Genomic DNA, 15,343 nt, shown 5'->3' with positions numbered 1-15,343 from the left:
GGGATTGAAGAAAATCCTGACCGTGATCTGCGCCTGCGCCTTTGGGGCAAGGATGGGCCGGACAAGATCACCCTACGCATTGAAGACATCCACAAAAAGATGAGCAAGGACGTGCCTGATTCTTTCCAGGACCTGCTCGAAATCGCCACCTACGTTTACAGTGCCGATCAGGCCATCCCACGAGGGGCCGACGACGTCGATTCTTTTGGCCATGGCTGGCGCAGGGATCTGCACTTCATCATCCCGGTGCGGAAGCCAGATTTTTGGAACGGAGACGATATCCACCAGGCGCTGCGCTCCACGCTTGGTTTCTTGTCTGACGACAACTATCACTTCGAGTTCGTCAAACTGAAAGAGGCTCAGGCATTCCAGGGATATCTGAAATTTGATGATGACGGACGGCTCTTCGGCTATCCGGAACAGGTAGTGATGTTTTCAGGTGGGCTGGACTCGCTGGCGGGAGCCATCGATGAAGTTCTGAATGAAAAACACAAGGTCGTCCTTGTTACCCACAAATCGACACCGAAGCTCAACACGCGCCACCGGCGACTGGAAAAGATGATTGCCGACAAGGCTGGGGAAAACGCCCCGCTACACATCGGCGTCCGGGTCAACAAGAACAAGGGGCTGAACTACGAGTACACCCAGCGCAGCCGATCCTTCCTCTATGTGTCTATCGGGGCGACCATCGCAAAAATGCTCAATCTGAAAAGCGTCCGTTTTTACGAAAACGGGGTCATCAGTTTGAATCTGCCGGTCTGCGCTCAGGTAGTCGGCGGCCGGGCAACACGCACCACCCACCCCAGGGTGATCCGAGGTTTTCAGGAAATCATCAGCCTGGTGGCTGGCGAACCGTTCACGATTGAGAATCCCTACATCTGGAAAACCAAGGCCGGTGTCATCGAGGTGATCACCAAGGCCGGATGCCAGGACATGATCGCGGCATCGACCACCTGCACCCATACCTGGGAGATGACCAATCACCATACGCATTGCGGAACGTGTTCCCAGTGTATCGACAGGCGTTTTGCCATGATTGCGGCAAAAGCCGATCAATATGACCCAGTGGAAGCCTATAAAGCCGACATCTTCACCCAAAGCCGAAGCAAGGACGAGGACAAGATCATGACAGCCGCGTACCTGGAGCGTGCCAATCAGGTACGCGAGCAGGACGACATCACCCAGTTTATCGCCCGATTCAGCGAGGTCAGTCGGGTCTTCCGCTACCTTAATGGGAACTCCGGAAAAGTGGCCCAGAAGGTCTATGACCTTTACAAGCGCCACGCCAAGGAGGTCTGCGATGCAATGGACACAATGGTTGGCCGCAACATCACCGCCATCCGCCAACGCACCTTGCCGGGAGACTGCCTACTCAGGACGGTCTATGAATCGGGATCGGTAATCTCCGTCCCCGCCATTCCGGTTGAGCAGAAGCAGCCGGACAACTACTTCAGGAAGCGCGGGGGTGTCTGGGCGGCACGCTTTAACGGCAACGCCGAAGTGCTTGTGACGGGTGTTGATAAAGGGGCCGAGTACATCAATTTCCTCCTGGCAAGGCCGAACAAGGAAACCTCGGTCTACGAGATCGTCTGCGGGTTCGCCATCGATAGCTGCAACGCGGTCCTGAACTCCAATGAGACCGATGAAGGTTTTCAGGTCACCCAGGGGGTTCCGTTGGGTGATACCGGCTTCGTTGCCGACCGCAAGGCCGTCGAGCAATACCGGGAGACGGCTCACGAGCTTCTTCGGGAAATTGAAGAAGCCCGGGCAGAAAACAACGATGCCGAAATCCAGCGGCTCGAGAACGAAATGACCCAGATCACCGCCGCAATCAACGAGGCGGTTGGTCTGGGTGGCAAACTCCGGAAATCCAACGACAAGCGGAAGAACATCCGCGACGCCTTCCGGAGTGCCGTGAACCGGGCCATCACGTATCTGGAAAAGTATGACAAGCCGCTGGCCGCCCACCTGAAGGAGTCCATCAAGTGCGGCAACGAACCGGTCTACCGGACCGAAGAGGAGATCGTTTGGGAGGTCCGCCCGATAGTCAACGAGTGACCCGGGGCCACCCAGGAAGAAAAAACTAAAAAATATTTCCGCTACGCCAAATGTAGCCATTGCGACGCCGGATGTAGCGCCTTCCCCAATGAAGGCGCGATCCGGCGTTTTTTATTGGTCAGCACAGGGTTGGCCACCGGGCGTGCCAGAACTTCCGAACAAGGAGACTGGCAGTGGCACAAGTCAACAAAGCACACCTCACCCCACCGAAGCGGCGACTCATCGAGTTGATGCAGGACATCAACTTCGGCCGCATCACCAACATTCCGGTCCGCGACGGCGAGCCGGAACTCACCCCTGACACGGTCATCGAGCGCGAGATCAAGCTGGCTGGACAGAGCGGTCCCCGGCCCGAGCGCGACCAGGATGACTTCATTCTCAAGCAAGAGGTCGTGGCGCTGCTGGAGCACCTCGCGCAGATGGGCAGCGGAAAAGTCTGCCTGCTCGAGATCAAGCACGGTCTGCCGTTCCTGATGCGCATCGAGGAACGGGCAGCCTGAACACGTAACGACCTGAACCCTTAGACACTGGACAACAAGCTGGACGCATGGCGGAGGCTGTTGTGGGTGTCGCCGAGCCGAATACGGCAATTGGCGGCGTACCTGCGACCCCTTCGCCCACGCGACAGCTTTGTCCTGTGATCTGGCCCGTGCCGACACCCACGCGGACCTCCTCCTCGCTCCGAGGAGGCCCCGATGGTTTCTCAGAATTCTTACGACGGCATCGACAAGTATGCCGCCGACCTCATTCGGCACAAAGCACGTCAACTCGTAGGCAAGGCCGGATTCACCGAGGACGACAGACCCGACCTCGAACAGGAACTGATGATCGATCTGCTGCAGCGGATGCGGCATTTCAATCCCGCCAAGGCCAAGAAGACCACCTTCATGGCCCGGATCGTCGAACGTCACATCTCCACCATTCTGGAGGCCCGGTTCGCCCAATGCCGGGACTGGCGGCTCTGCCAAACATCACTCAACGAACCCCTCGACAACGGTGAGGGCGACAGCACCGAGCGGATCGACTTCCTGGATAGCGAAGGCTCTCTGGGGAGCGGCACCCGCGAAACAAGAGAGCGCCTCGCCCATGAGATCCGCATGGATCTCGGCCAAGCCATCGCCTCGCTGCCGGAAGAGCTCCGGGATCTGTGCTTGCGCCTGCACGACAGCACCATGGCCGAAGTCGCCCGGGAGATGGGCATTCCCAGAACTACCCTCTACGACCGGCTGAGCAAGCTGCGGGACGCGTTCCGCGAGGCCGGACTCGAGGACTACCTGTGATCTCCGACGCATCGACTCCGGCTCCGGTAAGTAAGCACCGTGCCGCATGGTGCGGCTATCCGGGGCCTCGGAAATCAGAACCTGAACAAAAGAGGAGTTCAACCATGACTCACGACACCTACAAGTACCGTTTTGACGAGTCGGTCCCGGCCCAGGAACTGGAAGACACTTTCATGCTGGCGATGCTGGCTGTCGAAAGCCTGCATGGCCGTTCCCGTGTGCGGATGGAGAGCCGGTTCAGTCTGGACAAGGCCCGCCGCACCTGCGTGATCGACGCCTCCACCGATGTCGGCAGCGACCTTGCCCGCATCTTCACTGGCTTCGCCTCCAAGGAATACGGCGAACGCTCGGTCCTGATCGAACGTACCCAGCCGTCGGGTTGCGCCTGTGCCTCAAAGCATCGCGCAGCGCCCGCCGCTGCCGAAGCGGGGGTGGCGGTATGAGCGAGCTGATGACCACCACCTATTCCATGTGGCGGCTGTTCCGCAACTGCCGCATGGCCTGCAAGTGGCGCTACATCGACGAGCTGGTGCCGCTCGAGCGCGACCCCAATCTGGCCTTCGGCGCGGTCATTCACGACTGCCTGGAGTGCTGGCACGGCGAGCGGGATCTGGCCAAGGTCCTCGACCACATCGACCGGACCTATCCGAACCGGGCGCAGGACGACCATCAACAGGCCGACTGGCATCTCGCCAGGGCAATGATGAGCGCCTATGCGGAACACTACCCGGCTGAAGAGTTCGAGGTCGTCGCGCTCGAGAAGACCTTCGAAGGCCCCATCGTCAACCCGGCGACCGGGGCGACCTCGCGCAGTTTCATCCTCGCCGGGAAGGTGGATGGCATCGTCCGTCAGGATGGCCAGTACTTCCTGCTGGAACACAAAACCGCCTCGCAGATCGACGCCAGCTACCTGGAGCGGCTCTGGACCGATTTCCAGATCATCCTCTACGCCTGGTACCTGGAGCAGACCCTCGGCATCACGGTCAGCGGCATCATCTACAACGTTCTGGTCAAGGCCAAGCTGCGCCAGGGCAAGGGTGAGACCGAAGCCGAATTCGAGGCCCGCCGGGCTGAGCTGATTGCCAAGTCGAAAACCGGCAAGAGCAGCGCCAAGCGCAAGCTGCCGGAGGACGACGACACCTTCCAGCAGCGGCTCCAGGAAAAGTACCTCGAGCCGGGCATGTTCCACCGCGAGGTGCTCTACATCTCCCGCGACCAGTTCGAGGAACTGCGGGCGGAGCTGTGGGAACTCTCCAAGGCCATGCTCGACGCCCGTCGGCGCGACACCTTCTACCGCAACACCAGCTACTGCTTCCAGTACGGAAGGCCCTGCGCCTACTTCCAGCTCTGCCGCTCGGGCGGCAACCCCAACGTCATCGAAAACCATTTCCAACGGATCGCCCCGCACGAAGAGCTGCGGGACGGAGCCGGTGAAGACGCCGCTCCGGTGTTTTGAAATCCCAACCATAAGGAGACGAAGCCATGCTTCCCAAGACCAAAAGCAAACCCAAACACACACTCTCGGACCTCACCGCCCTGGTGTACGGCCCGAGCAAGATCGGCAAGAGCACCTGGTGCTCCAAGGCCGATGACGCACTGTTCCTGGCGACCGAGCCGGGCCTGAACGCCCTGGAGGTGTTCCAGACCCCGATCACCTGCTGGGACGATCTTCTGCAGGCCTGCGCGGAGATCGCCGAGGGCAAGCACGAGTTCAAGACCATCGTCGTCGACACGGTGGATAACGCCTACAAGATGTGCTCGGACTACGTCTGCAAGAAATTCAAGATCGAGCACGAATCCGACCTGGGCTACGGCAAGGGCTACGCGCTGATCAACAACGAGTTCCAGCGCGTCATCAACAAGCTCGCCTTCCTGCCCTATGGGCTGATCCTGATCTCCCACTCCCAGGAACGGGACATCGAGACCCGGACCGGCAAACACACCCGCATCGTGCTGACGCTGCCAGAAAAGGCGCGGAAGCTGGTCACCGGTCTGGTGGACCTGATCCTGTTCTGCGACCTGGACATGAAAACCGGCGAGGACGGCAAGCCGGTATGGCAGCGCGTGATGCGCACCAAGCCCAGTCCCAATTACGACGCTGGTGACCGCACCGGCCGACTCCCCGAAGTCATTCCCCTCGATTTTTCGAGCTTCATGAAAGCGTTCAACAACACGGCAGCCGGAGCTGCGGCGAGTGCCGCCCGGCCGAAGCCGGAGCCGACCGCGAGTGCGGCGGCGAAACCCCAACAGTAAGGAGATCCAACCATGGAACACTACGAAAACCAGTCCAACAGCAACCTCGACCTGGCGCAGTTCGACGACGCCTTCGAAACCGCCGAAGTCGAGGAACGCGAGTTCGAGGCTGTCCCCGACGGTAAATACCAGGTCAACGTCGACCGGGTCGAACTGACCCGCGCCCAGACTTCGGGCAATCCAATGCTCAAGTGGACCCTGCGCATTCTCGCGCCGACCCACAAGGGCCGTCTGCTCTGGCGCAACAACGTCATGGCCAGCAACGAGAACATCAAGTGGCTCAAGCAGGACCTCTACACCTGCGGGCTGCAGCTTCAGAAGCTCTCCGACCTGCCGGGCCACCTCGAGCAGCTTCTCAACATCAAGCTGGAGGTGACCAAGCGCACTCGCGGTGAAAACGAGAACATCTACTTCAACCGTCGCATTGTCATGGCCGACGATACCGGGGCTCCCGGCGCGGCGATGGACGACATGATCCCGTTCTGATGATGGACCGGATCACCGTTGTCGTCGACACCCGCGAACAGGAGCCCTACAGCTTCGATAGCGACAAAATTTCGGCGGTTCGCAAGGCGCTGCCCGCCGGTGATTACTCACTGGTCGGCCTCGAGGAACGGGTGGCGGTGGAGCGCAAATCCCTGACGGATTTCGTCTCCACCGTCATCCGGGGGCGAAAGCGGTTTCACCGCGAGTTGGAAAAGCTCTCAGCCTACGAATCCGCCTGCGTGGTTGTCGAATGCAACTTTCGCGATCTGGTCGATGGCCGCTACCGCAGCGATGCCCACCCGCACGCGCTGATCGGAACGGTCGCCTCCATCGTCGTCGACTTCGGTGTCCCCGTCTACTTCTGCTCGGACCGGCAGGCCGCCTGCCGTTTTGTCGAGGAGTACCTGACACGTTTTCACCGGAGGATCGCGAGATGCCAAAAAGAAATGAGAGTAACCCGGCGCGACTCCGGGGAAGAATAGAGCGCGTTTACTATGCCGGACCCAAGTTCTCCGCAGGCCGACTGCTCACCCCGACCGGTGAGGAAGTCCAGTTCGCGGGCAATTTGTTCGCCCGGGAAAATCAGCCTGTGGTCCTGCTCGGGTCGTGGGCCACCCATCCCAAATACGGCCGTCAGTTCAAGGTCGACGGGATGGAGCACGACCTCGAACTCGATCCGGAGGGGCTGATCCACTATCTGGCCAACCATCCGGAGATCAAGGGCATTGGTCCGGCCAAGGCCAGATTGATCGTCGAGAGTTTCGGCGACGCCTTTGAAGAAACCCTTCTGAATGACCCCGAGCGCATCGCGCTCAAAGCTCGGCTGCCCTTGGATGCTGCCCGGCGGCTGCGTGACGAATGGTTGAAGAACCGCAGCGTCAACGCCGTCATGGCCTGGTTGTCGGCATTCGGACTGACCCATCATCAGGTCACCACTCTGGTCGAAAGACTCGGCGGCAACTGCCTCGATATTCTGAAGGAAGACCCGTACATCCTCATTCGGGAGATCCGGGGATTCGGCTTCAAGAAGGTCGATAAGATCGCCCGCAAGCTTGGCACCCCCAAGGACCACACCCCTCGTATCCGCGCTGGGTTGAATTTCTGCGTCCGTGAAGCCCTGGACAATGGTCACTGCTGGATCGAATACGAGGATCTGGTGGACCAGGCCAATCTGCTGCTGGTCATGGATGCCCTGGACAGCCGGGTCCGCATCGAGAGCGCCCTCGACGCGCTCATCGAAGAACAGGCGCTTGCCTGCGATTCCCACGGCGGACGTTTCGTGGTCGCTCTGCCGGAGATCGTCCGCATGGAGCGGGAGCTGGCCTTGTTGTTCGGCCAGGCCGAAACACCGAATCCTCATTTCCAGTCCGTCAAGAAACTCGATGCCCTGATTCGGCGCTGCGCATCAACGCTGAACGAGAAGCAGCTCGACGCGGTCCGCTCGGCCCTCCAGCACAGCATCAGCCTGATTTCGGGTGGAGCCGGTTCGGGCAAGAGCTACACCATTTCGGTCATCAACACCATCTGCGAGGAGAGCGACCTGGAGGTCGTGCTCGCCGCGCCGACCGGCAAGGCCGCCAAGCGCCTGGAGGAAGTCAGCGGTCGCAGCGGCACCACCATTCACCGTCTGCTCGGCTATGACGGCAAGGGTTTCTCGCGCAGCAAGGAGAATCCCATCGATGCCGACGTCTTGGTGGTCGACGAGTTTTCGATGGTCGACGTGCCGCTGGCCTGGCACCTGTTCGAGGCGGTCGATTTGTCGCGGACCACGGTGCTGCTGGTCGGGGACCACAACCAGCTTCCGCCGGTGGGACCCGGAAACATACTGCGCGATCTGATCCAGACACGCGCCATCCCCACGGTCATCCTCGACAAGGTCGTGCGCCAGGCTGGCGTCCTCAAGGAGAACTGCACCGCCGTTCTTAAGGGCGAGGTGCGCAAGACCAGCGAGGCGTCGGTATCCGGATGCCGGGATTGGTACCTGGTAGATCAGTTCACCGATCCGATGGCTGCACGCTCGTTCCTGCTGGAGCTGTTTCAGGAGCGGCTCGACACCCTGGGATTCGACATCATCAAGGACGTGCAGGTGCTGACGCCGACCCACAAGGGACCGCTCGGCACCAAGGAACTGAACGAGGAACTGCAGCGGCTCATCCAGCGCAAGCTCTGGAACACCGAGGTGCCGCCGGTCGCCATGGGCCGCCGCGCCCCGTTTCTCAAGCACGACAAGGTCATCCAGACCCGGAACAACTACGATCTGAACGTGATGAACGGGGCCATCGGCTATGTGGTCGATGTCCTCGCGAACGGCACCCTGGTCATCGACTTCGACGGCATGCCGGTGGAGCTGGAGAAGGGTTCGCCCGACCTGCAGGATCTGCAGCTCGCCTATGCGCTCACCATCCACAAAACCCAGGGTTCCGAGTTCCCCTGCGCCGTCGTGGTGATCCACAAGGCGCATTCCTTCATGCATCACCGCAACCTGCTCTACACCGGGGTGACCCGCGCCCGGCGCACCGCCATTGTCCTGGGCGACCATTGGGGCATCCAGAACTGCGCCAAGCGTTGCCAGGTGGATGACCGCCGGACCTTCCTGCCCCTGTTTCTGGACGCCGCCCAGCACGCGGATGCCGATTCCGCCCGTGTCGCGGAGGCCGAATGAGCATGGGCGGAACGGATAACGTCAGGGAGTATTACCGGCTCGTCACCGAGATGGACATCGGTGACGTGGCCCGGGAACTCCTGCCGGGACGGATCACCCAGGAAACCGGTCAGCGTTTGATGTGCGACTGCCCCAACCATCAGAGCCAGTCGCGCCTGGCGCTGCACGTGATGCTCGACAAGCAGGGCTGGTACTGCTTCGGCTGCGGAGTCGGCGGTGACGTGCTGCAACTCGTGGAGTTCATTCAGACGGGCTCGGTCACCGCCGGGCAATCCGGTCCGATGCCGGACAGCCACCGTCAGGCCCGGGACTATCTCGCCAAGAAGGCGGGCTTGCCGCCGCTGTCGCGCTATGGCCTCAGCCAGGAGCGTCTCGCCCAGACGGAGGCCGACCGCGCCTTCGAACTGCGGGTCAAGGACGCGCTGACCTCGCTGGCCAGGCTTTACCACGCCAGACTCAAAGAGTCGCCGGAGGTCCTCGACTGGCTGAAATCCAAATACGCCCTGAGCGAGGAGACCATCGACGATCTCCTGATCGGCTACGCGGACAACGCGTCCGGCGCGGTCGCCCAACTGACCGGGGGTGAGGACGGTTTCTCCAAACGGGAGCTCGCCGCCACCGGCGCTTTCCGTCCCACCAGCCAGGACGGCCTGACGCCATTTTTCGAGCGCCGGATCGTCTTTCCCTACTGGAGCCGTGGCCGGGTGGTGTTCATGATCGGCCGCAAGACGCCGTGGACCCCGGACGTGGGCTGGGAGCAAGGGAAATACAAGAAACTGCCGGTTCACGACGAGCACCAGCGGCCTTACGTCGCCGACTTCATCAACAACGCGCTGCTGTTCAACGAGGACTGCCTGCTGGCGAGGCCCGGCAAGGTGATCATCACCGAGGGGGTGACCGATTGCCTGGCGCTGATGCAACTGGGCCTGCCCACCGTATCGCCGGTCACCGTCCGCATCCGGGCCGCCGATTGGGAGCGCCTGATCCCCAAACTGCGCGGCGTCGAAACCGTCTACATCTGCCAGGACAACGAACTCTCCCAGGCCGGTCTCAAAGGGGCGCTGCAAACCGCTCGTACCCTGGCCGAACACAAGATCGACACCCGCCTGGTGACGCTGCCTTTGTCGGAAACACAGATCTCGGCCCGGCAGGAGCTGACCGAACGGTTCAGCCTGACGGCGAGCGTGGGGCCGAAGGAGCTGGCCAAGCTGCTGGCGGGACGGCCCGCCGAGGAAATCCAGGCGGCCGAGGCGCTTCTCGCCACCGCCAAGATCGACGTCAACGATTACATTGCCGCCGGGCATACCCGGGAGGATTTCGAACGCCTGCTCGCCGAAGCCAGCACGCCCATCGAGTTCGGCGTGCGCTCGCTGCCCGAGGGCGCTGAAGAAGAGGAACGCAACCGCCTGCTCGAACCTATCCTGGGGGAGATTTCCGAGCAGTCTCCGCTGGAACAGGCCCGTCTGCTGAAGCTGGTGCAGGAGCGCATCGGCGGTGGTGTTTCGATGGCCACCCTCAAAGAGCAGATCCGCGCCATCCAGAAGGACCGTAAAGTCGAGTTCCGCAACGAAAAGAAGAAGGCCAAGCGGATGTCCGGCGCGATGCCCGGATCGTGCCGCGCCCGGGTCGACGAGGTGCTGATCGACACGGAACTGGAGAACGGTGCTCCCGACTACACCCTGGCCGCCGAGGCTGCCTACGACTGGTTCAACGCCAACGGTGCCCAGTTCTTTCACACCCTGCAGGGCGAGCCGTTCATGTATTTCGACAACGCCATCTACTGGATGGATTCACCGGACCGGGGCCGCAAGCGCCATTACGCGGCCATGCTCTACAAGCACACGGGTATGGTGCCGACCACGGGCGGCGGACGGACATTTTTCGAGGTGCTGCCCAGCCTGGCCATGATCCGTGGCCAGGTGCGCGACCATTTCTCCTGGCTGCACACCGATGTGGCCTCCTACACCGTCTATTTCAATCTGAACAACCCGGAGCACGAGATCGCCAAGATCACCCCGGACGAGATCCGGATCATGAAGAACGGCGGCAACGAGGACGGCATCATCCTGGACGGCTCGCGGAAGATGAAGCCGCTGAAATTCCTGCCCGACGCCGACCTCGAAGAGGCGGACCGGCTCCTGGTCGATCTGCTGGTGGGCAACATGACCTGTCCGCAGGGGGATCGCTTTCTCATCCTTTCCTGGCTCTCCTGCTTCCTGCTGATCGATTTCGCCGGGACGCGGCCCATGACCCGCTTCGAGGGCTCGGCCGGATCGGGCAAGACTACCGCCAGCAAGATCACGTCGACATTGCTTTACGGCGAGCCCCAGCACAAGAAGGCCACCGACGCGGCGAACTACACCGATGGCTCGCAGAACCCACTCATCGTCCTCGACAACATCGAGGTCAAGCAGATGACCGAGGATCTGACCACCTTCATGCTGACCAGCATCACCGGCATCGCCAAGGAGAAACGCAAGAGCGGCACCGACAGCGAGACCATCACCGAGCGGACCAAATGCCTGCTGAACACCACCGGCATCGAGCCGCTGTGCGGGGAACTTTCGGAGATCCTGTCGAGGTCCTTCGTCATCAACTTCGACCTCGCCAACCAGGCCAGCGACTGCTTTCTGGAATCGGAGGTCATCTCGGCCATCCAGCAGAACCGGGATCTGATCATCTCGGCCATCATGAAGCGGACCAGCCATGTGCTGGCGATGATCCGGGACGGAGCCCAGAAACAGGTCATGCGCCTGCTGCACCGAACCATGCCGACCCATGGCAAGCGCCGTTGCAACGACTATCTGAGCCTGATGTACCTGATGATGCTGGCCGGGTCCGAGGATCACGAGGTGACTACCGGACTTGAGGATCTGAGCCCGCTGTTCATCGAGCAGATACATTCCATCAACGACACCAGCCAGGAGATGGCCCGGGAGTCGAACCCCATCGCCACGGCGCTGGCGTCGCTCTTCCACGCTTATCGGAACGCGGTGGAGCTGGACGAGAAGGCCCGCTACGGCGAGGACGACCGGGCAAACCATGTGGTGGGGTTCATCGAACGCTACCAGGTGAGGTTCGAGAACGAGAACACCATGGAACCGGTGTCTGCGGGAAGGCTGCTCGCGGCTCTGCGCAGGGTCGGCCGGGAATTCAACCTCGAGTTCGAATACAAGAAGCCCGCCCAGCTCGGTCGGCGCATCAGCAACGACCTGGACGTCATCCGGGACGCCGGGTTCGACATCGACCGGCAGCGCAACGCCCACACCAAGAACTTCGAGTACCGGATCAGTAGCAAGGGTGTTTAAAGAGATATTTTCTCTTTTAGATTGACTTTACGCCCGCCCATGCCTATATTAAGGCATGATAAAGCGAATATTTCACTTTAGGAGGCGGTAAGATGATAGTCAGTTTCTCACTCGAAAACTGGATGTCCTTCCGCAACCAGGTCACATTTTCGATGGTCGCCAGCAGGGAGCGCCAGCATGGAGACAGGGTTCCCAAGCTCGGCAAGTACCAGACGAGAGTTCTTCCGGTTGCGGCAATTTATGGTGGCAACGCGTCGGGCAAGACCAACTTTTTCAAGGCCCTGAGTTTCGCCAAGGCGCTGGTCGTCAAAGGAACCCAGCCCGACAGCCTGATTCCTGTCGAGCCGTTCCGGCTGGACGCCAAGGTGGCCGATCAGCCGTCACGGTTTGGCTTCGAGTTGCTGATCGACGAGATCATTTACGAGTTCAGCTTCGCGGTGACCCGCAAGGCGGTTCTGGAAGAGAAGCTGGTGGCCATTACGAGCACCAGTGAAAAGGTGCTCTACCACCGTCGGGACGGAAAGCCCAACTTCGATGATTCCCTGGCCAAGGACCAGTTCCTCCAGTTCGCCTTCAAAGGGACCCGGGACAACCAACTCTTTCTGACCAACTCGGTTTCCCAGAAGGTCGACAATTTCCGGCCGGTCTACGACTGGTTCAAGGACACACTCGAGCTGGTCGCGCCCGATTCTCGCTTCGAACCTTTCGAGCAGTTCCTCGACGAGGGGCATCCGCTCTACTCGACCATGAACGAGATGCTGCCGCAGCTCGACACCGGCATCGCGCACCTGGGTGGCGAGGAGATCCCTTTCGAGAACATTCCGCTGCCCGAGCCACTGAAGACCAAGCTGCAGGAAGACGTCAAGGAAGGCATGACCGTTCGTCTGCTGACCGAGCCGATCAACGAGCGATTTGTGGTGACCCGCAAAGGTGGTGAACTGATCGCCAAGAAGCTGGTGACCTATCATCCGAAGGCGGACGGCACGGAAGCCAAGTTCGAGATCCGTCAGGAGTCGGACGGCTCACAGCGGGTGATCGATCTACTGCCCGCGTTTCTTGAGCTGTCGGCCCAGGTCTCGAAGAAGGTCTACGTGATCGACGAGGTCGACCGTAGCCTGCACACGCTGCTGACACGCAGATTGCTCGAAGCGTACCTCACCAATTGCTCCACGGAAACCAGAACGCAGTTGCTGTTGACCACCCATGACGTGCTGCTCATGGATCAGCAACTCCTGCGCCGTGACGAGATGTGGGTAGCCGAAAGAGATGCCACCGGAGCTTCGAACCTGCTCTCCTTCAGCGAGTACAAGGATGTCCGATACGACAAGGACATCCGCAAGAGCTACCTGCAGGGGCGACTGGGTGGAATTCCCCGGATTCTCTTGGGAGGCGCTTTGACCAATCCCTGCCTCACCGAGGAAAGTGAGGGGGATGACTGATGCCACCGAAGAGACGCAGATTCCAGAGACCCCTCGGCGAGCGTCGCTACCGCAAACTGTTCGTGATCGCGGTGGAAGGCGTGAAGACCGAGCCGCAGTATTTCGCCATCTTCAATGACCAACAGTCGGTGATCCGGGTGAACTGCCTCAAAGGCAGTCATGATAGTTCTCCTCCGCAGGTACTGAAGCGGATGGAGGACCATCTCCGGCAGGAGGAACTGAGATCCTCCGACGAAGCCTGGCTCGTGGTGGACAAGGATCAGTGGACCGACGAACAGTTGGACCAGCTTCATGCCTGGGCTCAGGCACGCGACAATTACGGCTTCGCCCTCAGCAACCCCAAGTTCGAATACTGGTTGCTGCTTCATTTCGAGGACGGCACCGGCATCGCATCGTCACGGGATTGCAGCGACCGGCTGAAGCGGCATCTTCCCGGTTACGACAAGGGGATCGACGCACGCAAGATCACCCGCGACCGAATCGATGAGGCCATCCGCCGCGCCAGGCTGCGCGACAATCCTCCCTGTGCCGACTGGCCACGAGCCCTTGGCGGCACCACGGTTTACAAGCTGGTCGAAAACATTCTCCAGGTCTGAACCTCAACCAATTCGATCCCCAATCATCCAGGACGCTCTCGGGCGTCCTTTTCTGTTGCGGTGGTGCGGTGATCACCGTTGTCCCTTGCGGTGGATGACCACCGCACGCCAAACCCTTGCCAGACAAGGCTTTCATGGCCTTTGCGGTGGTTGCGGTGGTAAATCCAGAGGTCTCACCCCCTATGGGTTGAAATATTTTTTCTACCTACCAACCCGACATCCCACGCCAGGCAAATTCCGGCCCAGCGTGAGAGACATTCCCCAAATACCACCGCAACCACCGCACTCTATCTTCTCTTTCTTCATAACTATCTAAAAACAAATAACAAACAAAGAACCATACCCTGCGGTGGGACGAGAAAACCTTTCACCGCATAACCACCGCAGCCACCGCACGTATCCACCGCAGCAGATGGTCACCGACGGTTTCAGGGCAGCTCCGGTAAGTAACGGGAAAAGCGATTAACCCGTATTTCTGGAGCCTGAAACCATGAGCCTTCTGAAAACCATGATCAAGCACACCGCCGGTGGGCAGGACGCCTCGGCAGGATGTGAAACCCCATCATTACCACCGCAACCACCGCAGCCCGCAATCTATGTCTCCACCGGGCTCGAGGTCCACGAGATCGAGGACGCTCGCGACTGGCCTGAAGACAAGGAGATCGACGGTACGCTGTGTCGCCGCCTGTCGCCTGAATACTTTGCCTGGCTACGTTCCCGCATGGTCACAGCCCAAGCCGCTCACAAGGCCGGAAAGCTCCCCGAGGATGCCTGGAATACGCTGCGGCAGCGATTCAACGCCCTGCAGGAGCTGGCCATCCGGGAGTTCGGCAAGGATAGCCTGCAGGAGGTCCTGCACTCCTTTTCCCCGAAGAACTACCGGCCACCCGCGTTTCGTCCCGAGTCCCAGAAGAAACCCGTCGAAGTTCCAAGAAAGGACTGGATTTATCCCGGGAACCAAGCTTGGAAATGTAAGCAGCCGGTGACTTCCCAGGCTGTCGCCAAGGTCGACGCCATCCGTGAGGAGGCCATGGCCAAGGGCTGGTCCGAGGCACGCCTCTATCAGAACCAGGGCCGATTCCGGTTTCCCTGCGGCGAGGACTACGGTCTGGTCTGTTTCGTCGATGGCGATCAGGAGATTGGCGAGGTCACCGAGCGTTTTATCGAAATTGTCCACGGGCCGAAGTCCGGGCGTCCCAGCACGCTGCGGTTCTACAACCCGGACGTGCCGCAGCCGTGGATGAAGAAAGTGGAGGATTGA

The 15,343-nt window shown here is 60.5% G+C and carries 13 protein-coding genes; all 13 read left to right on the top strand.

Translation table 11 applies throughout. The features are described 5' to 3' along the window. The first annotated feature begins 99 nt into the window (after positions 1–99). The 13 genes from BMZ24_RS13470 (at position 100) to BMZ24_RS13410 (ending at position 15,343) form a co-directional block, all read left to right on the top strand. On the top strand, positions 100–2,058 hold the full coding sequence (locus BMZ24_RS13470) for a 7-cyano-7-deazaguanine synthase (protein ID WP_244150359.1): 1,959 nt from the start codon (positions 100–102) through the stop codon (positions 2,056–2,058). 173 nt (positions 2,059–2,231) lie between these two features. Further along, positions 2,232–2,558, top strand: a complete 327-nt coding sequence (locus BMZ24_RS13465) for a hypothetical protein (protein ID WP_028577538.1) — start codon at positions 2,232–2,234, stop codon at positions 2,556–2,558. Between the two features lie 195 nt (positions 2,559–2,753). Then, positions 2,754–3,338 carry a sigma-70 family RNA polymerase sigma factor gene (locus BMZ24_RS13460; protein ID WP_028588109.1) on the top strand — a complete coding sequence of 195 codons (585 nt, stop codon included), beginning with the start codon at positions 2,754–2,756 and terminating at the stop codon, positions 3,336–3,338. Positions 3,339–3,442: 104 nt separating this feature from the next. Then, a complete protein-coding gene (locus BMZ24_RS13455) occupies positions 3,443–3,781 on the top strand; it encodes a hypothetical protein (RefSeq protein ID WP_028588110.1) in 339 nt (112 codons plus the stop codon). Then, positions 3,778–4,794, top strand: coding sequence for a PD-(D/E)XK nuclease family protein (locus BMZ24_RS13450; RefSeq protein ID WP_028588111.1), 1,017 nt, complete (start codon positions 3,778–3,780; stop codon positions 4,792–4,794). Before BMZ24_RS13455 ends, BMZ24_RS13450 begins: the two co-directional genes overlap by 4 nt. Before the next feature lie 26 nt (positions 4,795–4,820). Further along, entirely contained in the window at positions 4,821–5,591 is a 771-nt protein-coding gene (locus BMZ24_RS13445; protein WP_092193126.1) for an ATP-binding protein, read from the top strand. 12 nt (positions 5,592–5,603) lie between these two features. Next, the gene (locus tag BMZ24_RS13440; protein WP_028588686.1) at positions 5,604–6,077 is read left to right on the top strand and encodes a DUF669 domain-containing protein; all 474 of its coding nucleotides are present in this window, start codon (positions 5,604–5,606) and stop codon (positions 6,075–6,077) included. After that, on the top strand, positions 6,077–6,559 hold the full coding sequence (locus BMZ24_RS13435; RefSeq protein ID WP_027182212.1) for an ERCC4 domain-containing protein: 483 nt from the start codon (positions 6,077–6,079) through the stop codon (positions 6,557–6,559). Before BMZ24_RS13440 ends, BMZ24_RS13435 begins: the two co-directional genes overlap by 1 nt. After that, a complete protein-coding gene (gene recD2 / locus BMZ24_RS13430; RefSeq protein ID WP_011367842.1) occupies positions 6,511–8,739 on the top strand; it encodes an SF1B family DNA helicase RecD2 in 2,229 nt (742 codons plus the stop codon). The genes BMZ24_RS13435 and recD2 overlap by 49 nt, the downstream gene beginning before the upstream one ends. Continuing rightward, positions 8,736–12,047 (top strand): CHC2 zinc finger domain-containing protein, encoded by a 3,312-nt coding sequence (locus BMZ24_RS13425; RefSeq protein ID WP_092193124.1) that lies wholly within the window; start codon positions 8,736–8,738, stop codon positions 12,045–12,047. Before recD2 ends, BMZ24_RS13425 begins: the two co-directional genes overlap by 4 nt. A gap of 92 nt (positions 12,048–12,139) precedes the next feature. Beyond that, positions 12,140–13,486, top strand: a complete 1,347-nt coding sequence (locus BMZ24_RS13420; protein ID WP_011367840.1) for an AAA family ATPase — start codon at positions 12,140–12,142, stop codon at positions 13,484–13,486. Then, the gene (locus BMZ24_RS13415) at positions 13,486–14,082 is read left to right on the top strand and encodes an RloB family protein (protein WP_011367839.1); all 597 of its coding nucleotides are present in this window, start codon (positions 13,486–13,488) and stop codon (positions 14,080–14,082) included. Before BMZ24_RS13420 ends, BMZ24_RS13415 begins: the two co-directional genes overlap by 1 nt. 490 nt (positions 14,083–14,572) lie before the next feature. Next, positions 14,573–15,343, top strand: a complete 771-nt coding sequence (locus tag BMZ24_RS13410) for a hypothetical protein (protein ID WP_028588685.1) — start codon at positions 14,573–14,575, stop codon at positions 15,341–15,343.

Origin of the sequence: Desulfomicrobium norvegicum (genome assembly GCF_900114595.1) — a bacterium.
Taxonomy (GTDB): Bacteria; Desulfobacterota; Desulfovibrionia; order Desulfovibrionales; family Desulfomicrobiaceae; genus Desulfomicrobium; species Desulfomicrobium macestii.
This window is presented reverse-complemented; position numbering and strand designations above follow the sequence as displayed.

Bases quoted from the DNA above. Each gene is read 5' to 3' on its own strand.
- BMZ24_RS13420 (WP_011367840.1), top strand. From the start codon at position 12,140: ATGATAGTCAGTTTCTCACTCGAAAACTGGATGTCCTTCCGCAACCAG.
- BMZ24_RS13470 (WP_244150359.1), top strand. From the start codon at position 100: ATGAGCAAGGACGTGCCTGATTCTTTCCAGGACCTGCTCGAAATCGCC.
- BMZ24_RS13440 (WP_028588686.1), top strand. From the start codon at position 5,604: ATGGAACACTACGAAAACCAGTCCAACAGCAACCTCGACCTGGCGCAG.
- BMZ24_RS13455 (WP_028588110.1), top strand. From the start codon at position 3,443: ATGACTCACGACACCTACAAGTACCGTTTTGACGAGTCGGTCCCGGCC.
- BMZ24_RS13435 (WP_027182212.1), top strand. From the start codon at position 6,077: ATGATGGACCGGATCACCGTTGTCGTCGACACCCGCGAACAGGAGCCC.
- BMZ24_RS13445 (WP_092193126.1), top strand. From the start codon at position 4,821: ATGCTTCCCAAGACCAAAAGCAAACCCAAACACACACTCTCGGACCTC.
- BMZ24_RS13450 (WP_028588111.1), top strand. From the start codon at position 3,778: ATGAGCGAGCTGATGACCACCACCTATTCCATGTGGCGGCTGTTCCGC.
- BMZ24_RS13425 (WP_092193124.1), top strand. From the start codon at position 8,736: ATGAGCATGGGCGGAACGGATAACGTCAGGGAGTATTACCGGCTCGTC.
- recD2 (WP_011367842.1), top strand. From the start codon at position 6,511: ATGCCAAAAAGAAATGAGAGTAACCCGGCGCGACTCCGGGGAAGAATA.
- BMZ24_RS13410 (WP_028588685.1), top strand. From the start codon at position 14,573: ATGAGCCTTCTGAAAACCATGATCAAGCACACCGCCGGTGGGCAGGAC.
- BMZ24_RS13415 (WP_011367839.1), top strand. From the start codon at position 13,486: ATGCCACCGAAGAGACGCAGATTCCAGAGACCCCTCGGCGAGCGTCGC.
- BMZ24_RS13460 (WP_028588109.1), top strand. From the start codon at position 2,754: ATGGTTTCTCAGAATTCTTACGACGGCATCGACAAGTATGCCGCCGAC.